Source organism: Tenacibaculum aiptasiae (genome assembly GCF_008806755.1).
GTDB classification, from domain to species: Bacteria; Bacteroidota; Bacteroidia; order Flavobacteriales; family Flavobacteriaceae; genus Polaribacter; species Polaribacter aiptasiae.
Genome location: NZ_WAAU01000008.1, coordinates 506,573 through 528,131, shown reverse-complemented (window position 1 = coordinate 528,131; position 21,559 = coordinate 506,573). Strand labels below are relative to the sequence as shown.

Below are 21,559 nucleotides of genomic sequence, written 5' to 3'. Positions count from 1 at the left end.
TGTATGCAAATTATACTTGAATAACACCTAAATTAAAAGGTTTTTCAATAGGAGCGTGGTTAGCAGCTTCTATTCCCATAGAAATCCAGGTTCTTGTATCTAATGGATTGATAACGGCATCTGTCCATATTCTTGCAGCAGCATAGTATGGAGAGATTTGGTTATCGTAACGTGATTTTATTTTATCAAATAACTCAGCTTCTTTTTCTGGAGTAATTTCTTCTCCACGTTTCTTTAACGAAGCTGTTTCAATTTGTAATAATACTTTAGCAGCAGAGTTACCACTCATTACCGCTAGTTCAGCACTTGGCCAAGCAGCAATTAATCTAGGGTCGTATGCTTTACCACACATAGCGTAGTTACCAGCACCATAAGAATTACCAATAACAATGGTAAATTTTGGAACTACAGAATTTGACACAGCATTTACCATTTTGGCACCATCTTTAATAATTCCACCATGTTCAGATTTAGAACCTACCATAAATCCAGTAACATCTTGTAAGAAAACTAAAGGAATTTTCTTCTGATTACAGTTGGCAATAAAACGAGTAGCTTTATCGGCAGAGTCGTTGTAAATAACACCACCAAACTGCATTTCTCCTTTTTTAGTTTTCACTAAAGTACGTTGGTTTGCAACAATACCAACAGCCCAACCGTCTATGCGACCGTAACCAGTAATAATGGTTTGTCCATAACCTTCTTTATATTGCTCAAATTCAGAATTATCAACCAAACGTTTGATAATTTCTAACATATCATATTGAGCATTTCTTTCTCTTGGAAGAATTCCAAAAATATCATCTTCATTTTCTTTTGGAGGAAATGACTCTTTACGGTTAAAACCAGCTTTGTCATAATCTCCAATTTTATCCATTAAATTTTTAATGGTAGTTAAGGCATCTTTATCGTCCTTAGCTTTATAATCGGTAACACCTGAGATTTCACAGTGCGTAGTTGCACCACCTAAAGTTTCATTGTCTATAGTTTCACCAATAGCAGCTTTTACTAAGTAGCTTCCAGCTAAGAAAATACTTCCAGTTTTATCTACTATTAAAGCTTCATCACTCATAATTGGCAAATAAGCTCCTCCAGCTACACAACTTCCCATAACAGCAGCAATCTGAGTAATACCCATGCTACTCATTACAGCATTGTTCCTAAAAATTCTTCCAAAGTGTTCTTTGTCTGGGAAAATTTCATCTTGCATTGGTAAATATACTCCCGCAGAATCTACTAAGTAAATAATAGGAAGTTTGTTTTCAATAGCAATTTCTTGAGCTCTTAAATTTTTCTTACCTGTAATAGGAAACCAAGCACCTGCTTTTACAGTAGCATCGTTTGCAACAACGATACATTGCTTACCGCTTACGTATCCCATTTTAACAACAACTCCACCAGAAGGACATCCTCCGTGCTCTTCATACATTCCTTCTCCTGCAAAGGCACCAATTTCTATAGATTTAGTGTCTTTGTCTAAAAGAAAATCAATACGTTCTCTGGCAGTTAATTTTCCTTTTTCGTGATGTTTGTCAATACGTTTTTGTCCGCCTCCTAATTTTACTTTTACTAAGCGTTGGCGTAAGTCTGAAGCTAAAAGTTTATTGTGGTCTTCGTTTTTATTGAAGTTAAGATCCATTGTAAGTTATTTGTTTTGCGTTTGCTAAAATAAGAAAATCAAGGTAGAATACAAGGTGTTTACTTGTATGATTCTAGGATGCTTTCTACCGTTTTTTCTATTTCTAAATTTCTTAATTGTTTGTTTAAAATTCGTGGCTCAGCTACCCGTTCTTCACAGTTTTTTACACCACAAGATTCACAGGTAACACCTACAGTTTTCTTGGTAAAAGTATCTTCTTTAAAGAATTGAATTTTTTTCTTTAAATGAGGAGATAATAGCATACCAATACTCACACTTCTATTAATGTTGTCTTTAAAAGGGTCGGAAGTGGCAGCGGATAAAACTAAGTACTCATTTTTAGAGTTCTCATAAGATGATATTTGAATACCGTAACTAGACTTTTTATCAGCGTTTTTTTCTAAGTCTTCAATTGTCTTTAAAGAAACCCATCTTCTGCAATAGTGTTCGTTATTACGATTTGCATGTGGTGTTTGTTGCTGAGTAATATGCAGCTCTTTTGAAAGCCTATATATGGATGAGTTTTCCTTATGAGTAAAACGTAAAAAGAATAGGTTTTTTATGTTAAAGTGCTTGGGCAATATATTTGTTAAGCGTTGGTAAAAAGTTTCATCAGAACAATGAAAGCTTTTAATGATTTTATGCAATTGAATAGGTTGCCAATCTTGTAAAGAAAATAAATGAGTTAGTTTGTTAACTAGATTTTCTTTTGGAATAATAAGAGCTCCAGCAAAGTAGGAAGCAATAAAATTATTTAAAACCTGATCAAAACTTTCAAATTTTATCCAAGGAAAGGTGTATAATCGATTTTCAATATTTAAATAATTGTAAGCAATTTCTTTAGCGTAAATAAATGTTTTTTGTGCTTCACTAATATCATCAAAAAGAAGTAGTGTTTTATTCTTTGGAATGTAAATATTTCTTAATTCTGATAGTTTCTGATGTTTAGAAAGTTCTTCAGTATTAATAGTGTATCCGTATTCTTGAATTAAAATATCTTCTAATTCTTTTGATTTTATAGGTTTACTTAAATCAACATGATAAGATTTAGCAAAGGAAATAACATTATTCTCAATATCCTCAAAATAATTATTATGTGCTTCTTGGTACGAACGTAAAGAAGCTAAAAAGAAGCTTTCTCTTGTTAAGTTATAGTTTTGAGATATCTTTATAATAGTACTAATAAAAGCATTCACTTTCGCAGGAGCATTGGCAACAATATCAATAAGATTGTTTTCTTTAATACCAAATAGCTCTAACGGAATTTCTTTTAAAATTTTCGACTGTAAGATTTCACCAATTGGAGCTAAGTTTTTATCCAATTTTAAAGAAACCAAATGATCATATGGAACTTCTAGTTTTTCAGAAAGTATTACAATCTTATCTGTTTTTGGGTATTTTTTTCCTTTTTCAATTTCATTTAAATACGATTTAGATAAGCCTGTTAATTTGGCTAATCCGAAGAGTGATAGGTTTTTATCGGTACGTATTTGTTTAAGTTTTAAACCAAAAACAAGTCTAATATATTCTTCTTCCAAAGTGTTTTATTAAAAGATTCGCAATTCAAAGGTATAAAAATTAGCGAATTAATAAAAATTAGTAAAAAACATATTTTTAGCGAACGTTCGCTTTTTGTTTTGAGTTCTTTTTTTTAATATTGAAGTGTCAATAATTAAAAATAAGTTATTATGAATCAAGATGTTCTAATCAAAGAAATTCAATTTAAAGGTTTTGAAGCTATTCAGTATAAAAGCATTCTAACTAAAGAAGCTAGTGCTTTTTTAATTCAACTTCATGAAAGATTTAATGAAAGAAGGCTTCAATTATTAGAAGAGAGAGAAATAGAACAGGCATATTTTGATGCAGGTAACTTTCCAAGTTTTCCAGAAGAAACAAAGTTAGTAAGAGAGGATGATTGGGTATGTGAACGATTGCCAAAAGATTTACTAGATAGAAGGGTAGAAATAACTGGTCCAGTTGAGAGAAAAATGATTATCAATGCATTGAATTCTGGCGCAAAGACATTTATGGCTGATTTTGAAGATAGCAATTCTCCTACAATTACTAATATTCTAGACGGGCAAGTAAATTTAAGAGATGCAGTAAATAAAACGATTTCCTTTTATAATGAAAAGAAGGATAAAACGTATAAACTAAATGACAAGGTAGCTACATTGTTGGTTCGTCCTAGAGGATTGCATTTAAATGAAAAACATTTTGTTGTAGAAGGAGAAGAGATGTCGGGTTCTTTAGTAGATTTTGGATTGTATTTTTTCCATAATATTAAAAACTTACTAGGTCAAGGAAGTGCTACTTATTTTTATTTACCGAAGTTAGAACACTATGAAGAAGCTCGCTGGTGGAATGATGTTTTTGTATTTGCGCAAGATTATCTTGGGATTTCTCAAAAAACAATTAAAGCAACTGTATTGATAGAAACGATTACAGCTAGTTTTCAATTAGATGAAATTATTTATGAGTTGAAAGATCATATGGCTGGTTTAAATTGTGGTCGTTGGGATTATATTTTCTCATATATCAAAAAGTTTAGAAATCACAATGGGTTTATAGTACCAAACCGAGCTCAGGTTACTATGAGTAGTCCTTTCATGAAGGCTTATTCGTTAAGAGTAATCCAAACATGTCATAAACGAGGTGTACATGCTATGGGAGGAATGGCTGCACAAATACCAGTTAAAAACGACGATAAAGCTAATGAGTTGGCTTTTTCAAAAGTATATAATGACAAGTTGCAAGAAGTAAAAAATGGTCATGATGGAACTTGGGTTGCACACCCAGGGTTGGTAAAAGTAGCGATGGATGTTTTTAATGAGTATATGCCGAAAGCAAATCAAATAGATAAAAAGTTAGAAGATATATCTATAACAGAACAAGCATTGGTTGATTTACCTGAAGGAACAATTACTGAAGAAGGAATTAGAGAAAATATAAATGTTGGTATTTTATATATAGAATCTTGGTTAATGGAACAAGGAGCAGCAGCACTATATAATTTAATGGAAGATGCAGCTACAGCTGAGATATCAAGAACTCAGGTTTGGCAATGGCTACATAAAAATGTGTTATTAGAAGATGGAAGAACATTTACTAAAGACATGTACTTACAATATAAAAAAGAAGAAATTAAAAAGATTAAAACGTATGTGGGAGAGGAAAGATATAAGCAAGGGAAATTTGACACAGCTATCCAGTTGTTTGATGATTTAATTCTTAATGAAGACTTTGTAGAATTCTTAACCTTACCAGCATACAAATATTTATAAAAAAAAGCCCTACTAAATGCGGCAACATTTAATAGGGTAAGCTATCAATAAAATTAAATAACTTATTTAACAACACAAATTTATGAAAAATTTAGCTCAAGGAAGTTATAATTCAGCTTTAGAAACAGTTAAAAACCTTAAGAAAAAGTTTGAAAGCAACTGGAACGCTATAAGTCCAGAGAATGCAGCAAGAATGGTAACTCAAAACCGATTTAAAACTGGTTTGGATATTGCAAAATATACAGCTGCTATTATGCGTAAAGATATGGCTGAGTATGATGCAAATACATCAAATTATACACAATCGTTAGGGTGTTGGCATGGATTTGTAGCACAACAAAAAATGATTGCTGTAAAAAAGCATCATAAAACAACAAGCAAACGTTATTTGTATCTTTCTGGGTGGATGGTGGCTGCATTGCGATCAGAATTTGGACCGTTACCAGATCAGTCGATGCATGAAAAAACAGCGGTACCTGCTTTGATAAAAGAGATTTATGATTTTTTAAGACAGGCAGATGCTGTTGAACTAAATGATTTATTTAAACGATTGGAAAAAGGGGAAGATGTACAAGATCAGATAGATAATTTTGAAACACATATAGTACCAATTATAGCTGATATTGATGCAGGTTTTGGTAATGAAGAAGCAACTTACTTATTGGCTAAAAAAATGATACAAGCAGGAGCTTGTGCTATTCAAATAGAAAATCAAGTTTCTGATGCTAAACAATGCGGACATCAAGACGGAAAAGTAACGGTACCACATGAAGATTTTATAGCTAAATTGAATGCTATTCGATACGCATTTTTAGAGTTAGGGGTAGAAGATGGAATTATTGTCGCTAGAACAGATTCTGAAGGAGCTGGTTTAACGCAAAAATTACCAGTAAGTCAGGAGCCAGGAGATTTAGCTTCTCAATACTTAGCATTTGTTGAAGCTGAAGAAATAGCTATTGAAAATGCAAAGGAAGACGATGTGTTACTTAAAAGAGATGGAAAGTTAGTGCGTCCGGTTAGATTGTCTAACGGATTATATAAATTCAGAGAAGGTTCAAATATCGATAGAGTTGTGTTGGATTGTATTGTTAGTTTGAAGAATGGTGCAGATTTATTATGGATTGAAACACCAACGCCAAATGTTAGTCAAATAGCACATATGGTAAATAGAGTAAAAGAAGTAGTGCCAAATGCCAAGTTGGTTTATAATAATTCACCATCATTTAATTGGACATTAAATTTCCGTAATCAGGTTTACGATACGATGCTTATAGAAGGTGAAGATGTGTCTATGTACGATAGAAATAATTTAATGGATGCTACATATGACGGTTCTGAATTATGTTTAAGAGCCGATGAGAAAATTAAAACTTTTCAAGCAGACGCAGCTAAAGAAGCTGGAGTATTCCATCATTTAATAACCTTGCCAACATATCATACTACAGCACTTCATATGAACGATTTAACTGAAGGGTATTTTGGAGAAGAAGGCATGCTGTCTTATGTAAAAGAAGTACAACGAAAAGAAATAAGAAAAGGAGTTTCTTGTGTAAAGCATCAAAGAATGGCTGGTTCTGATTTAGGTGATGACCATAAAACTTTCTTTGCTGGTGATAAGGCTTTAAAAGCAGGAGGAGCAAAAAATACTTCTAACCAGTTTGAATCCAACAAACAAATTTCTACACAAGAATTAGCAGAATTGGAAGTGTAAAGTAATTATTAGTAGGCAAGTTTCCCGTTTATGTGGTTTGTAAAAGGTTGTTTGTTTGCATAGCGGGAAACTTTATAAAAGCATAAATTTATAGTTAGCGGTTTATAAATTTTATTTTGAAGTAAAAACTCCAGCATTGAGCAGGAGTTTTTTTATTTATTTCGTTTTTAATTCCATTTTAATATCACTTCTAATGTACGGTGAGTTTTCTTCAACTGGAATTTCAATAAAACCATATTTTCTATAAATATAAATAGCGTTTTCTAATTTAGTATTAGAGTATAATACCAGCTTGTCAAATTCATTCTCTTTGGCAAAATTGATACATTGTTGCATTAATTTCTGACCAATTTTAAAACCTCTATGTTTAGGTGAAACCGCCATTTTTGTAAGTTCGTAAACGTTCTCTTCTTTCATAGGCATTAGTGCTACAGTACCTACTATTTCGTTATCTAATTTTGCAAAAAAGATATGTCCACCTTTATCAATAATATATTTATCAGGATTACTTAAAACTTCTTCATCATAAGGTTCAACGTAAAAAAATGTTTTAAGCCATTCAATGTTTAAATCATAAAAATGAACAGCATATTCCTTTTTGAATTCTTCAATCTGTAGGTTGTGTTTTTTTATTGTATTCATTTGTATATGTTCTATAATAGCTTCGCTAAAAGCTTTTTTGTTAAATTTTTCTTCTAAAATGTTTAAATGCTCTACTAAAGAATTAGAGCTAATAGTTGTGTAGTCTTTTATAATTTGTTCTATACTATTCCATATTGGAGTAACATTCTTTACTAGGTTTTTACCTTTTTCAGAAAGAAATATTACTTTTTTTCGCTTATCTATTTTATCCTCTTTTAGTACTATGAGTTCTTTTTTTAGTAGCTTATTTATTACTTGTGTTGTTGCTGGTTGCGATATTAGTAAACTGTTAGTTATTTCGGCATTGGTAACTCCTTTCTTATTCTTTATGATTTTAAAAGTAGGGAAGAGGTAAGGATCAAAATCAATATTATACCTGTCATATACCAATTGGGTTTCTCTCATCATATATTCACTTACTCTCTTTAATCGAGAGCCCATTCCTATTTCACCAAAACCTTTTAATGCGTCCATAATATTTAAAATAACTATTTATATAAGTGCTTATGCAAATATACAAATATTTCTAAATAATTTAATAATAAGAGAATAGTAAATATATACCTAGAAAATATATTCCATGGTAAATAAAAATATTTTTTATATCTTTGTAAAGAATTTAAAACCAAATTATAATGAAAAGAGACAAAATTATTTATTATGTAGCAACAGGATTATTAAGTTTATTAATGTTGTTTTCTGCTGGAATGTACTTTGTAAATAATGCTGAAATATCAAAAATGTATGAAGCATTCGGTTATCCAACCTATATTATTTATCCATATGGAATAGCTAAGATTTTAGGGTTAGTAGCTATATGGTTTTTAAGAGATACATTTTTGAAAGAATGGGCATACGCTGGTTTCTTCTTTGCTTTTATACTTGCATTTTTTGCACATGTTATGATAAGTGATGGACAACAAACAGGAGCAATTGTGGCAATGATTTTATTAGTAACCTCATACATATATAATAAAAAGATAAATGCCTAAAAATATCACTTCAGAAGTTAAACTAACCAATCGTAATTATTTAGCAGAAGCAAAAATGAGAAATCATTTTGTAATGATAGATGAACCGGTTAATAAAGGAGGAGACGATAATGCTCCAACACCAGTAGAGTATTTGTTAACAGCAATAGGCGGTTGTGTATCTATGACATTACGTATGTATGCTGAAAAGAAAAATTGGGATTTAGGTGAGATTACTGTTAAAGTAAGTCAAAAACAGGCATTAACTTCTGAAGGAATAAAAAAATCGTTAGTAGAGGAAATCTCTTTTGAAAAAGAAGTAACCGAAGAACAACGAGAAAAATTATTAGCAATGGCAGCTCAATGTCCTATTGCTAAAATGATAAAAGGAGAAACAGAAATAAGTAGTAAAATAATATAACAAGATGAAAAAAATAGCAGCATTTGCAGGTAGTACAAGTACTACATCAATTAACAAACAATTAGCAACTTATGCAGCAAGTCAATTGGAGAATGTATCTTTTGATGTATTAGATTTAAACGATTACACGACACCCGTTTTTAGTGAAGATATAGAAAGAGATGAAGAATATCCAGAAGGAGCAGCTAAGTTTAATGAAGCTTTAGATAAATATGATGGATTTATAGTTTCTTTAGCTGAACATAACGGATCGTATTCAGCAGCATTTAAAAATATTTTCGACTGGGCTTCTAGAAAAGATAGGAAAGTATTTAGAGACAAACCAGTTTTAGTAATGGCAGCATCACCAGGAGGTAGAGGAGGCGCAGGAGTTTTGGCTTCAGCATTAGGAACTTTTCCTCATATGGGAGCCAATGTAGCTTCGAATTTCTCATTACCAGTATTTTATGATAACTTTAAAGAGGGAAGTATTGTAAATGAAGAGTTAAATAATAAACTTAAAGAAGCAGTTACAACTTTCGAAAATGTAGTATAAATAAAAACATTTTAGTTATGTCTGATAAGCAAAAAGAGCTAGTAAAAAAATACAGTAATGATGATATTACTGTAGTTTGGAAACCAAAAACTTGTATTCACGCTAAGAAGTGTTGGAAAGAATTAATTCAGGTTTTTGATCCAAGAAATAAACCATGGGTAAACATGGAAGGAGCAACTACAGAAAGGATTAAAAAACAAGTAGAAGCTTGTCCATCTGGTGCATTATCATACATATCAAAAGGTGAAAGTAAGGAAAAAGCATATACAGAGACTAAGATTGAAGTTTTAGCAAATGGACCATTGTTAGTGTATGGAACTTTACATATAACTAACTCAGATGGAAAATCAGAGAAAAAAAACAAAACAACAGCTTTTTGTAGATGTGGAGCTTCAAAAAATAAGCCTTATTGTGATGGAGCACATGTAAAGGAAGGTTTTATAGGATAAGGAGTAATTGTATTTTTACCAATACTGCCAAATGAAATAAATGCTCTTACATTAGTTTCCTTGGAAATAAAAAGCGATTTAACTAATTTTGTACTAAGAAAGAAAAAGATGAAAATTACTTTATACGGTAGAAAAGGGCATGCACATTCAGTTGCGTTTAAAAACTTTTTAAAATCTACAGAAATAGCTTTTGATTACAAAGATGTATCAACGGATGAACAAGCCAGAGAACATAGTAAAGAGCTGTATGAAGGTACAGTTAAATACCCAACATTATTTATTAATGAAGAGGTCTATTTAACACCAACATCAGATTTGTTCAATAAGTTAATGAAGGATTTAAAATTAAGAGGGTAGATACAATGGGAGATATTTCAAAAGACATTAATTCAACATTTCCAAATAACAAAGTGAAAGCTTTTATAAATATAAAATATACAGCAAATTGGATTCTTAGTAAAGAAAATGAATTTTTCCGCCCTTATGGAATCTCACCACAGCAGTATAATATTCTTAGAATCCTTAGAGGAGCCAAAGAACCTATAAAAGTTCAGGTTATTAAAGACAGAATGATTGAAAGAGCTCCTAATGCCACTCGATTAATGGACAAATTATGCGATAAGAAATTAATTAATCGTATGAGATGCGATCACGATAGGAGAGTTGTATTTATAAACATAACCAATCAAGGATTAGAGTTACTTGAAACCATAGACAGTAATATTGATGTAGATTTTATTGAAAATATTACCGAAGAAGAAGCAATTCAGTTAAGTAATTTATTAGACAAAATTAGATAGGAATAAAAATATATTGAAAAGGGCAAAAAATTTATCAATATATTTTCCATGGAAAATAATTTAAATGTGATGATTTTAAAATACAAGAAGCAGAAAATACCGAACAACTTTATTTACTAGGTAAATTAAAAGTAGAAGTATCATTTGAATTAAAAAAACATGAAAACATTAAAAACAATAGCGCATAAAGTAGGGAGTCCACTTGTAAGCATGGGACCAGTAAGATTAAGACAACCCATTCCAACAGAAGGAATAGATATGGTAGATCCATTTTTATTACTGCATCATTATGGACCTTATGCAATAAGTCCGTTTAATAATCCTTTTGATTTAGGACCACATCCACATAGAGGTTTTGAGCCAATAACATTATTATTTAAAGGAGAGCAATTGCATAGGGATTCTTTAGGAAATGAAATGTTAGTAAAGGCAGGAGATGTACAATGGACCACAGCAGGTAGAGGTATTATTCATGCAGAAGGACCATCAAAAGAGTTTGTAGAAAGAGGAGGGGAGTTAGAAGGAATACAATTATGGCTTAATCTTCCAGCAGTAAAAAAAATGATGCCTGCAAATTATCAACATTTAAAAAGTGAAGATATTCCTGTTATAACAAATGAAGATAAGAGTATAGAATTAAAAGTTGTAGCTGGAGAACTAGAAGAAAAACAAGGACTGATTAAAACTCAAACAGCAGTTAATGTGTTTACGGTTAAAACTCAAGAGAAAGGAGAAATGAATATTAGTATTCCAACATCACATAAATCCCTAGTGTATTTGTTAGATGGTGAAGTACTGATTAATGATGAAGCAACTTTAAAAAAAGGAGCAACTCAAATGATTACTTTTCATCAAGATGGGGATAGCATACAAATAGAAGCGAAAAAAGAAAGTACTTTGTTAGTATTATCAGGAGAGCCTATAAATGAAAAAGTAGCTTCTTGGGGACCTTATGTTATGAATACTCAAACAGAGATAATGGAAGCATTACGAGATTATCAGAAAGGGAAAATGGGTTATTTGTATTAACATTGATGACTTCTAGCCTTACAGAAGTAATTTTTAGTGCATAGTGTATGATTTAAAATTATATGTTATGCATTTATTTTTTTGTTCCCAAATTGTAAAATTTTCAATTCTATCATCGATTTATTCATTGTTTAATTTTCTAAAAGTTGATAGAGACCTAATCATAACCGACATATTTTTCTTGAAGTCTTTAGTTTGAGATGCAGAAGCTGTTAAGTTATAGAAGACTCCTTCAGTTTCGCTGTTTAAAATAAAACTTATTGATTCAGTAGCTCCATATATATCAGTAGTTGATTTTATATGTATGAAATATGATTTTTGGTTTAAAATTTCTGTAGAACCAGATTCTACTATCTTTTGACCTTTCGAATTATTTTTTATTAAGTTAAAGTAGTGTTTGAATTCAGATTCTAAGCTTTTATTTTTTCCTAAACTTTTAATCTTTTGAATAGCAATAACATCAGTAAATCCATCTTTATCGGGATTAGAGATAGCATCAATACCTAAAATAATGTTTTCATTATTATAATCTTCAACTTTCCATTTCCAGCTTTTTGGGATAAATATAGAAAAATCATTACTCGGATGATTGACTTTTTGTTTAGCAAATTTCACAGGGTAACTTGCGAGTTCTTTTAACCTAACTTCATTTTTTGAACAAGAAACAAATAAGATTAACATAATAAGTTTTCCTATTAACTCAGATCTTTTTTTACTCATAGCACAATTTTAAATTTATAGCATATGTAAATATACTTAAAAGTTAATTGTCTTTTTGTCTTATAAAAAATCGTATCTTGCAATTTATTATGCGCGCATAATAAATTTAAAACTTCAAATATGTCAAATCTTAAAGATATCTTAGGTGTTAAACACCCAATAATTATGGCACCAATGTTTTTAGTGTCAAATACTAAAATGGTCATTGAAGGTATGAAAGCAGGAGTAGCTGGTTGTATCCCTGCATTGAATTATAGAACCTTAGAAGAACTAAGAGCAGCTATTAAAGAATTAAAAGAGCATAAAGTAGAAGGAGGTTCTTTTGGTTTTAATTTAATTGTGAATAAATCTAATGTTAAATATAAAGCACAATTAGAAGTACTGTGTGAAGAAGGAGTAGATTTTATTATAACTTCTTTGGGAAGTCCAGAAGAAACGATTAGAGAAGCACATAAAAAAGGAATCAAAGTATTTTGTGACGTTACCGATTTAAAATTTGCTAAAAAAGTAGAATCCTTAAAAGCGGATGCTTTGATTGCTGTAAATAATGAAGCAGGAGGACACAGAGGTAATTTTACTCCTAAAGAGTTAATAGAAGAGTTAACAAGTAATTGTAATATACCAGTTATTTCAGCCGGAGGGGTAGGGAATAAAGAACAGTTAGAAGAAATGTTGTCTTATGGAGCTATAGGTGTATCAGTTGGAAGTCCTTTTATTGCATCCACAGAGTCAGACGTAACCAAAGAATATAAGGAAGCTTGTGTTACTTATGGAGAGAAAGACATTATAATGACAAAGAGAATTTCTGGAACACCCTGTACAGTAATTAATACTCCTTATGTACAAAAAATAGGTACAGAAGAAAGTTGGTTAGAAAAGCTTTTAAATAAAAATAGAAAATTAAAAAAGTGGGTAAAAATGATCCGTTTTTCAATAGGAATGAAAGCTACTGAAAAGGCAGCCATGAAAGCTACTTATAAAACTGTATGGGTAGCTGGACCAAGTATAGAGCATACTAAAGATGTTTTACCAGTTAATCAGATAGTAGCTAAATTTATTTAGAAAAATAATAAATAGAAGAATAAGGCAGTCATTAAATGGCTGCCTTATTTATTTTTTAAAGAAAATTAATGTATTTTGCATTTATTATGCATGCATAATAAATTTCAACTAAAACTATCAAAACAATGACAAAGTATAAACATATTTTCGAGCCCCTAGACTTAGGTTTTACTACTATTAAAAATAGAATTTTAATGGGATCTATGCATACTGGTTTAGAAGAAGAAAAAAATGGTATAGAAAAAATAGCTGCTTATTATGCAGAACGAGCAAAAGGAGGAGTAGGATTGATAGTTTCAGGAGGAATTGCACCTAATATTCAAGGGTGGACTGCGCCTTTCTCTGCAAGAATGAGTACTAAAAAGCATGCCAGAGAACATAAAAAAATTACAGAAGCAGTGCATAAAGAAGGTGGTAAAATATGTATGCAAATTTTACATTCTGGACGTTATGGATATCACCCAATTAGTGTAGCTCCTTCAAAAATCCAAGCACCTATAAATCCTTTTAAGCCATTTGCATTAAAGCAATCTGGTATTAGAAGAACTGTAAAAGATTTTGTGAACTGTGCAAAGTTATCTCAAGAAGCTGGATATGATGGAGTAGAAATAATGGGGTCTGAAGGATATTTAATTAATCAGTTCATTGTTAAAAGAACAAATAAAAGAACTGATAATTATGGAGGAGATTATGAAAATAGAATCCGTTTAGCTGTTGAAATAGTTCAAAAAACAAGAGAAGCAGTAGGAGAAAACTTTATTATTATTTATCGTTTATCAATGCTAGACCTTGTTGAACAAGGAAGTTCTTGGGAAGAGGTAGTTCAGTTAGGAAAAGAAATAGAAAAAGCGGGAGCTACTATTATAAATACAGGAATTGGTTGGCACGAAGCTAGAATCCCAACTATAGCCACATCAGTACCTAGAGCAGCATTTACTTGGGTTACTCAAAAAATGAAAGAAGAATTGTCAATTCCATTAGTAACTTCTAATAGAATTAACATGCCTGAAACTGCAGAAAAGGTATTAAAAGAAGGGCACGCAGATATGATTTCTATGGCACGCCCATTTTTAGCAGATTCAGAATGGGTAAATAAAGCAAAGGAGGAAAGAGAAGATGAAATAAATACATGTATAGCTTGTAATCAGGCTTGTTTAGATCACGCTTTTCAAAAGAAAGTAGCTAGCTGTTTGGTAAATCCAAGAGCATGTCATGAAACAGAATTAAATTACGTTCCAACTGAAAATAAAAAGAAAATAGCTGTTGTAGGAGCTGGGCCAGCAGGTTTAGCGGCAGCAACTGTAGCAGCCCAGAGAGGTCATGAAGTAACTCTTTATGATGCCGATAAAGAAACAGGAGGACAGTTTAATATTGCCAAACAAATTCCTGGAAAGGAAGAGTTTTATGAAACTATTCGTTATTTCAACAAACAAATAGAGCTACACAATATAAATCTACAATTGAATACAAGAGTTAATGCTGAAGATTTAGCCCAAGGAAACTTTGATGAGGTTATCTTAGCTACAGGTATTACTCCTCGTACACCACGTATTGATGGAATTGATCATGAAAAAGTATTGAGTTATATCGATGTTATAAAACTTAAAAAAGAAGTAGGTAAAAAGGTTGCTGTTATTGGAGCAGGAGGAATTGGTTTTGATGTATCTGAATATTTAGCACATGAAGGTGAAAGTACTTCACAAAATATAGATGCATGGTTACAAGAATGGGGAATTGATAAATCTTTAAAAGCACGCGCAGGAATAGAAGGAATACAACCAGATTTTCATCCATCTCCAAGAGAAATATTTATGCTAAAACGTAGTAAAGGTAAGTTTGGTGGTAAATTAGGGAAAACTACAGGTTGGATTCATAGAGCTGTATTAAAAAAGAAAAAAGTACAGTTTATTAATGAAGTTCAATACACTAAAATAGATGATAAGGGGCTTCACTATACACAAAATGAAGAACAAAAAGTATTAGAAGTAGATAATATTATTATTTGTGCAGGGCAATTACCTTACAAAGAATTATTAGAACCATTAGAAGCTAAAGGGATTAAAACTCATGTAATTGGTGGGGCTGATGTGGCAGCAGAATTGGATGCTAAAAGAGCAATAGACCAAGGAAGTAGATTAGCAGCGAAAATTTAATTATTTCACCATTTTTACAGAATTGATATTACCATGTCCATCAAATTCTTTTACAGGGTTTGATGGATCTACTTTCCAATTTCCATCTACTATAAATTTATAATGATGTTTTCCAGAAGGCAGTTTTGTTGAATATGTCCAACCATTCTTTACTCTTTTCATTTTTAAAGAATGTTCAGACCAATCATTAAAAGATCCGGCTAAAATTACTTCTTTGGCGTCTTCATAACCATATAAAAAGAATTTTACCTTAACAGAAATATCAATTATAGAATTATATTCTCCAAATTCATTAGGAACTTTCATAGGGTTAATTGGGTCTTCAATCCAAGCACCATCAACAATAAATCGGTATTCATATTTATCAGGATTTAATTGAAGTGTTAGCTCCCAACCATTATCGGTTTTTTCCATTTCAAAAAGTTGTTCGTTCCATTTATTAAAAGAACCTGTAACAATTACTTTTTTAGCATTTTCAAAACCTTTAAGTCTAAATTTTGCATTTCCATTTTTACTAGGATAGGCACTATACATTTTTAAATTATAAGTGTAGTAATTCATGAAACCATCCCTAGCAGGAGTAATATTGCTTATGTTTTCAGAGGGTTCAGCCCAAATGCGATTATTTATAACAAATTTGAATTCCCAGTCAAATTCATCTTTAAAATCGGTAATTCTTTTTCTTAATTCATATATGTTTTTGGAAACCTTAGTCATTTTCCAACTGTCTCTAGACCATGAATTAAAATTACCAGAAACAACAACATTTTCTATGTCAAAATCATCAAAATCCAGCTTCTCTTTGGTACGTTCATTGGTAGCTTCAGTATAGTCTCTTTTATCAAATGTAAAAACAACATAATCTCCTTCTATTTTATAACCTTTTATTGCTTTTTTCTGAGAAAAAACGTTGAGGTTACTAAAACAAATTATGAATAAAGTTATTTTTAATAAATGCTTCATGCTATACTATAAATACAATCAAATGATTTTTTTAAAGAGGTAAAAACTATCTTATAAGTGGGTAATTAATAAAATAAAGCTTCTCTTTTTTATAATTGATTATAACCCTTTTTTGTGCAAAAAAGTCATGTCCTAATATACCATCTAAATTTGTGCCAAAGGCTTTGTTCATGTTATGAAGGCTGGTGAGCATGGTTTTCATAGGTCCAAAATATATCTTATCACTAAGTTTTATTCGGAATAAATCTCCATACATAACTTCAATTTTTCTTTTGCTTGCCCCCACAAGTTTTACACGTTTTTTAGGGTAAAAATGCCTTAAAGCTTTTTTGTTAATTCTTTTATGCAACTGATTAAATTCAGCACCCGTATCTAGACCAAATTTTATTTTCTGTTTACCAATATAACCATTTAAAACAATAGTGTGTTTTTCTAGTTTAAAGTCAACAGTATCAACTATCTTTTCCAGATATACATTTTTATTTAAAGTATTTCCTGATGAATCTATTTTGGTAAGCGTAATCTGATTCAGGTATAGATCGATAAAAATTTCATAGTCTTTTAAAATACTGTAACCAATGATTCCTAATAGTTTAATTTTTTTACTTTTTTCTATGTGAGATAAATCAATAATATCAGATCTCTTATTATGAAGAGTAAACTCTTTTAGTGATAGTTTTTTTATCTTTTTTTCAAAAAGATTATCTACATTATTAATAACTCCTGTTGTAGTTTTTTTTTCTTTTTGAAAAGGATAAATTTTAAAATGCGCTTTGTTTAAAATCATGGTTTCAGAACCTGTATCAATAATAAAATTCCCTTTTTTATCTTTTATGTTACCTTCAATAACAATAAGTCTATCAACTAATTTAAAAGGAATTCGAGTAGAATGTTCATTTATAACTTTTGCGTTCTTAAAATGAATAGGAACAGAATTGATAATGATTTCATTGTCATTTGTAGCGTAGGAAAACTTACCAACTGATAAAAAGAATAATATGTACAATATGTTACGCATATTATAAAGACGCATTTTTGAAGACTAAGTTACATTTTTTCCAAAAATAGAAATATAAAAGATATGATAAATTTAAACCTGTAATGAATAATAAGGTTTTTGCCCTAAAACTTAATATTGTCAAATCTAAATAAATACCGATATTTGTAATTCACATTTTTTGTAAAAAGTAAATTATGTCAATGAATAAAAACACAGTCCTAGGTTGGGCAACGCTTATAATGGTTTTAATGGGTATTTTATTAGTAGCATTAGCTGTATTTAAATACGATGAAATAGCAGGATATGGTTTTGGAGCTGTAGGTCTAGGTTTTTTTGCAAATGCTTGGGTGTTTAACGCCCTTAAAGGAAGAGTTTAAACAATAAAAAATAGCAATTAAATGTCAGACGATAAGAAAGTAATTTTTTCAATGAATAAGGTCTCTAAGACCTATCAAAGTACCGGGAAACAAGTTTTAAAAGATATTTATTTAAGCTTTTTTTATGGAGCTAAAATTGGTATTCTAGGACTTAATGGATCTGGTAAATCAACATTGTTAAAAATAATAGCTGGAGTAGAAAAAAACTTCCAAGGAGATGTAACTTTTTCACCAGGATATAAAGTTGGTTATTTAGAGCAAGAGCCACAATTAGATGATGATAAAACAGTTTTAGAAGTTGTAAAAGAAGGAGTTGCAGAAACTGTAGCTATTTTAGATGAGTATAACAAAATCAACGATATGTTTGGTTTAGAAGAAGTATACTCTGATGCTGATAAAATGGAGAAGTTAATGGCTAGACAAGCCGAACTTCAAGATAAAATTGATGCTTCTAATGCTTGGGAATTAGACACCAAGTTAGAAATAGCAATGGATGCTTTACGTACACCAGATTCTGATAAGAAGATTGGAGTATTATCTGGAGGAGAGCGTCGTAGAGTTGCATTATGTAGATTGTTATTGCAAGAGCCTGAAATATTATTATTAGATGAGCCTACCAACCACTTAGATGCAGAATCTGTACACTGGTTAGAGCATCATTTAGCACAATACAAAGGAACTGTTATTGCTGTAACACACGATAGATATTTCTTAGATAATGTTGCAGGATGGATTTTAGAATTAGACAGAGGAGAGGGAATTCCTTGGAAAGGAAACTATTCGTCTTGGTTAGATCAAAAATCGAAAAGATTAGCTCAAGAAAGTAAAACAGCTTCTAAACGTCAAAAGACATTAGAACGAGAGTTAGATTGGGTTAGACAAGGAGCAAAAGGTCGTCAAACAAAGCAAAAAGCACGTTTGAAGAACTATGAGAAATTAATGAGTCAAGACCAAAAGCAAACTGAGGAAAAATTAGAGATTTACATTCCTAATGGGCCTCGTTTAGGAACGAATGTTATTGAAGCAACTGGTGTATCAAAAGCTTTTGGAGATAAATTATTATATGAAAATTTAGAATTCAATCTTCCACAAGCAGGAATTGTTGGTATTATTGGACCAAACGGTGCTGGTAAGACTACAATTTTTAAAATGATTATGGGAGAGGAAGCTCCAGATTCTGGAAGTTTTAAAGTAGGAGAGACAGCAAAAATTGCTTATGTAGATCAATCACATTCTAATATAGATCCAGAAAAATCTATTTGGGAAAATTTCTCAGAGGGTCAAGATTTAGTAATGATGGGAGGAAAGCAAGTGAACTCTCGTGCATATTTAAGTCGTTTTAATTTTGGAGGTAGCGAACAAAATAAGAAAGTGAATACACTTTCTGGTGGAGAACGTAACCGTTTACATTTAGCAATGACTTTAAAGGAAGAGGGTAATGTTTTACTATTAGATGAGCCTACGAATGATTTAGATGTAAATACTTTAAGAGCCTTAGAGGAAGGTTTAGAAAACTTTGCAGGTTGTGCTGTGGTAATTTCTCACGATAGATGGTTCTTAGATAGAATTTGTACACACATCTTAGCTTTTGAAGGAGATAGTCAAGTGTATTTCTTTGAAGGTTCTTTCTCAGATTATGAAGAGAACAAAAAGAAACGTTTAGGAGGTGATTTAATGCCGAAACGTATTAAATATAAAAAGTTAATTAGATAATTAATTTTACATTTTTTATAAAAATAAAAACTCGAAGTTAGCATGCTTCGAGTTTTTTCTTTCCTTTTCATTTAACAATTCTCCCATCAATTAAAACTGTGTAGTAGATAGTTTCTCATAGTTTGTGATTAAAAAGTTAAAGCAATGTTAAAAACAATTATCGTGCCGAAATTGTAAATTTTTAACATATTTATTGCTAAGGTTAAAAATATTTTAAAATGAGGTTGTTAAATATTTAATAATTAAGGAACTATTAAGAATAATTAGAACTTTATAATATTAGTTTATTAATCTTTTCAAAAAAGTTTTTTTTATACGTATCTCCTATAGGTAAGTTTTTACCGTTGGTTAAGTATACAGAAAGAGAATCCGTTTTTGCTATGTGTTGAATAGCAACAATGTAAGATTTGTGAATTTTTATAAAGCTTTTAGAAGATAGTTCAGTATCAAAATGTTTTAAAGTACTATAGGTAATAACCTCTTTATTTTCTAAATGAAGTGATACATAATTTTTTAAACTTTCAATATAGAGAATTTCGTTTGTATACACTTTTTCAAAATTATTTTTACCATCCGTTTTTATAAAAATAAATTCATCACTTTTACTAATTGGTTTTATATTTTCTTTAGGTTTTACTTTTAAAATTGCGTTATAAAAACGCTCAAATTCAAAAGGTTTTAAAAGGTAGTCAATAGCATTGAGTTCATAACTTTCAATAGCAAATTGAGGATAAGCAGTGGTAAAAATTACGTTAACCTTATCTTTTATAATTTTAGAAAGTTGAATTCCTGTAATGGTTGGCATTTGTATGTCTAAGAATACCAAATCTAAGGCTTCTTTTTCAATAATACTGATAGCTTCTATAGGGTCTGTTGTAGATCCAACTAGTTCTAAAAAAGATACTTTTTTTACATAAGATTCTAATAATCTTATCGCCGGAGCTTCATCATCTACAATTAAACATTTTAAAGTATTCATAAGTTAGTTGGCTTTGATTGGTATTTTTAAATATGTAGTATACGTATTATTTAACTCTTTATGTTCAAAGATGAATTCTTTATCAAAAAGTAATTCTAATCGTTTTTTTAAGTTTTCTCTTCCAATTCCTGTACTGCTATAGTTTTTAACAGTAGAAATTTTATTTTGTGTTTTGAGCTCTAAAGAATCTACATTAATTGTAATAGAAATATTAGCAGGGTTATTTTTATCATTGATGATACCATGTTTACAGATATTTTCAATAAAATGAACCAAAACCAAAGAAGGTATTTGTTGTTCTGCTACATCGCCTTTTATTGATAGATTTAGAAACAAGTTATTTTCAAACCTTTTTTCATAAAAATAAATATAATCCTTAATAAACTTTATTTCTCTTTTTAAAGGCATGTAATCCTTTTGAGCTTCATAAGTAAGGTATCGTAATAGTTCAGAAAGTTTGTAAATTCCTTTAGCAGTCTCTGGTTGGGTATCTGCCAATTCAGAATAGAAAACATTTAAAGTGTTAAATAGAAAATGAGGTTCTAATTGTGTTTTTAAAGCATCTAATTCTGCTTGTTGATGCTCTAGTTTAAGCTTGTGAATTTTGTTTTTATTCTCAAGAAAACGGAATAATAAAAATATGAAAGTACTGAATAAAATTATTTGTAAACTATAATAAGAATTGTCAAAAACATAATACCAAAAGGTTCTAGTGCTTTCATGATAATTATGAAATCCAGCAATATTGTACACTATTATTTCTTCTAATAAATAGCGAATTCCTGCAAAAATGAAAAACAGAGATATTTGCCCTAAAATAAAATAGACAAGATTGTTTTTAGCTAAGGTTTTAGGACAAATAATACCAACATTAATAGCATAAACACTAAAAAACGTCATGTAGAAAGTAGTTTTTAAAACAATCCCTACAAGATTATATTTTTCTATAAAATATGTATGTCCACCAGTAATATAACTTCTAAAAAGATCCATTCCAACAATAATGAATCCAAGAATGAGGTGATATTTAAAAGTCTTTTTTAATTCCATAGTTCAAAAGTAGCTATAAAGGTAACTTTCTTTTTCTTTTTAAGACGTAGTTTCTGTTTTT

General features: G+C 30.5%; 21 protein-coding genes. 13 read left to right on the top strand and 8 right to left on the bottom strand.

What is annotated here, in order from left to right; genetic code table 11:
- Nucleotides 1–10: 10 nt before the first annotated feature.
- Together F7018_RS05355 and F7018_RS05350 are read right to left on the bottom strand one after the other, a co-directional pair.
- Nucleotides 11–1,639: an acyl-CoA carboxylase subunit beta gene (locus F7018_RS05355; protein ID WP_150898983.1), complete on the bottom strand. Its 1,629-nt coding sequence runs from the start codon at nucleotides 1,637–1,639 to the stop codon at nucleotides 11–13.
- 59 nt (nucleotides 1,640–1,698) lie between these two features.
- Complete coding sequence (locus tag F7018_RS05350) at nucleotides 1,699–3,177, bottom strand: helix-turn-helix domain-containing protein (protein ID WP_150898982.1); 1,479 nt, start codon at nucleotides 3,175–3,177, stop codon at nucleotides 1,699–1,701.
- Between the two features lie 150 nt (nucleotides 3,178–3,327).
- Between F7018_RS05350 and aceB the strand changes: the two genes are divergently transcribed.
- Nucleotides 3,328–4,923, top strand: a complete 1,596-nt coding sequence (aceB, locus tag F7018_RS05345) for a malate synthase A (RefSeq protein ID WP_150898981.1) — start codon at nucleotides 3,328–3,330, stop codon at nucleotides 4,921–4,923.
- Between the two features lie 82 nt (nucleotides 4,924–5,005).
- Complete coding sequence (locus tag F7018_RS05340; protein ID WP_150898980.1) at nucleotides 5,006–6,634, top strand: isocitrate lyase; 1,629 nt, start codon at nucleotides 5,006–5,008, stop codon at nucleotides 6,632–6,634.
- A 156-nt stretch (nucleotides 6,635–6,790) separates the two neighbouring features.
- Here the strand turns inward: F7018_RS05340 and F7018_RS18820 are convergent, their stop codons facing one another.
- Nucleotides 6,791–7,750, bottom strand: coding sequence for a bifunctional helix-turn-helix transcriptional regulator/GNAT family N-acetyltransferase (locus tag F7018_RS18820; RefSeq protein ID WP_150898979.1), 960 nt, complete (start codon nucleotides 7,748–7,750; stop codon nucleotides 6,791–6,793).
- A 161-nt stretch (nucleotides 7,751–7,911) separates the two neighbouring features.
- Between F7018_RS18820 and F7018_RS05330 the strand changes: the two genes are divergently transcribed.
- The 7 genes from F7018_RS05330 to F7018_RS05300 all read left to right on the top strand — a co-directional run bounded on the left by F7018_RS05330 (nucleotide 7,912) and on the right by F7018_RS05300 (nucleotide 11,481).
- The gene (locus F7018_RS05330; RefSeq protein WP_150898978.1) at nucleotides 7,912–8,268 is read left to right on the top strand and encodes a DoxX family protein; all 357 of its coding nucleotides are present in this window, start codon (nucleotides 7,912–7,914) and stop codon (nucleotides 8,266–8,268) included.
- Nucleotides 8,261–8,668: an OsmC family protein gene (locus F7018_RS05325; protein ID WP_150898977.1), complete on the top strand. Its 408-nt coding sequence runs from the start codon at nucleotides 8,261–8,263 to the stop codon at nucleotides 8,666–8,668. The genes F7018_RS05330 and F7018_RS05325 overlap by 8 nt, the downstream gene beginning before the upstream one ends.
- A 4-nt stretch (nucleotides 8,669–8,672) precedes the next feature.
- Complete coding sequence (locus F7018_RS05320; protein ID WP_150898976.1) at nucleotides 8,673–9,203, top strand: NADPH-dependent FMN reductase; 531 nt, start codon at nucleotides 8,673–8,675, stop codon at nucleotides 9,201–9,203.
- Between the two features lie 17 nt (nucleotides 9,204–9,220).
- The gene (locus tag F7018_RS05315) at nucleotides 9,221–9,652 is read left to right on the top strand and encodes a (4Fe-4S)-binding protein (RefSeq protein WP_150898975.1); all 432 of its coding nucleotides are present in this window, start codon (nucleotides 9,221–9,223) and stop codon (nucleotides 9,650–9,652) included.
- Nucleotides 9,653–9,760: 108 nt separating this feature from the next.
- Complete coding sequence (locus F7018_RS05310; protein ID WP_150898974.1) at nucleotides 9,761–10,009, top strand: glutaredoxin family protein; 249 nt, start codon at nucleotides 9,761–9,763, stop codon at nucleotides 10,007–10,009.
- A gap of 5 nt (nucleotides 10,010–10,014) precedes the next feature.
- Complete coding sequence (locus F7018_RS05305; RefSeq protein ID WP_150898973.1) at nucleotides 10,015–10,452, top strand: MarR family winged helix-turn-helix transcriptional regulator; 438 nt, start codon at nucleotides 10,015–10,017, stop codon at nucleotides 10,450–10,452.
- A 159-nt stretch (nucleotides 10,453–10,611) separates the two neighbouring features.
- Entirely contained in the window at nucleotides 10,612–11,481 is an 870-nt protein-coding gene (locus F7018_RS05300) for a pirin family protein (protein ID WP_150898972.1), read from the top strand.
- 120 nt (nucleotides 11,482–11,601) lie between these two features.
- Here the strand turns inward: F7018_RS05300 and F7018_RS05295 are convergent, their stop codons facing one another.
- Nucleotides 11,602–12,201, bottom strand: coding sequence for a hypothetical protein (locus tag F7018_RS05295; protein WP_150898971.1), 600 nt, complete (start codon nucleotides 12,199–12,201; stop codon nucleotides 11,602–11,604).
- A gap of 120 nt (nucleotides 12,202–12,321) precedes the next feature.
- Here F7018_RS05295 and F7018_RS05290 point away from each other — a divergent pair, with 120 nt between their 5' ends.
- Together F7018_RS05290 and F7018_RS05285 are read left to right on the top strand one after the other, a co-directional pair.
- Nucleotides 12,322–13,263 carry an NAD(P)H-dependent flavin oxidoreductase gene (locus F7018_RS05290; protein ID WP_150898970.1) on the top strand — a complete coding sequence of 314 codons (942 nt, stop codon included), beginning with the start codon at nucleotides 12,322–12,324 and terminating at the stop codon, nucleotides 13,261–13,263.
- A gap of 125 nt (nucleotides 13,264–13,388) precedes the next feature.
- On the top strand, nucleotides 13,389–15,416 hold the full coding sequence (locus F7018_RS05285) for an NADPH-dependent 2,4-dienoyl-CoA reductase (protein WP_150898969.1): 2,028 nt from the start codon (nucleotides 13,389–13,391) through the stop codon (nucleotides 15,414–15,416).
- Here the strand turns inward: F7018_RS05285 and F7018_RS05280 are convergent, their stop codons facing one another.
- Both F7018_RS05280 and F7018_RS05275 read right to left on the bottom strand, forming a co-directional pair.
- Nucleotides 15,417–16,379, bottom strand: coding sequence for a glycogen-binding domain-containing protein (locus F7018_RS05280; RefSeq protein ID WP_150898968.1), 963 nt, complete (start codon nucleotides 16,377–16,379; stop codon nucleotides 15,417–15,419). It abuts the gene before it with no gap.
- A 46-nt stretch (nucleotides 16,380–16,425) separates the two neighbouring features.
- On the bottom strand, nucleotides 16,426–17,397 hold the full coding sequence (locus F7018_RS05275; RefSeq protein WP_175578650.1) for a pepsin/retropepsin-like aspartic protease family protein: 972 nt from the start codon (nucleotides 17,395–17,397) through the stop codon (nucleotides 16,426–16,428).
- Nucleotides 17,398–17,579: 182 nt separating this feature from the next.
- Between F7018_RS05275 and F7018_RS18340 the strand changes: the two genes are divergently transcribed.
- The gene (locus F7018_RS18340) at nucleotides 17,580–17,756 is read left to right on the top strand and encodes a CAL67264 family membrane protein (protein WP_175578649.1); all 177 of its coding nucleotides are present in this window, start codon (nucleotides 17,580–17,582) and stop codon (nucleotides 17,754–17,756) included.
- A 21-nt stretch (nucleotides 17,757–17,777) separates the two neighbouring features.
- The gene (gene ettA, locus F7018_RS05270) at nucleotides 17,778–19,469 is read left to right on the top strand and encodes an energy-dependent translational throttle protein EttA (RefSeq protein ID WP_150898966.1); all 1,692 of its coding nucleotides are present in this window, start codon (nucleotides 17,778–17,780) and stop codon (nucleotides 19,467–19,469) included.
- A 271-nt stretch (nucleotides 19,470–19,740) separates the two neighbouring features.
- Here the strand turns inward: ettA and F7018_RS05265 are convergent, their stop codons facing one another.
- Complete coding sequence (locus F7018_RS05265) at nucleotides 19,741–20,448, bottom strand: LytR/AlgR family response regulator transcription factor (RefSeq protein WP_150898965.1); 708 nt, start codon at nucleotides 20,446–20,448, stop codon at nucleotides 19,741–19,743.
- A gap of 3 nt (nucleotides 20,449–20,451) precedes the next feature.
- A complete protein-coding gene (locus F7018_RS05260) occupies nucleotides 20,452–21,498 on the bottom strand; it encodes a sensor histidine kinase (RefSeq protein WP_150898964.1) in 1,047 nt (348 codons plus the stop codon).
- Between the last annotated feature and the right edge of the window lie 61 nt (nucleotides 21,499–21,559).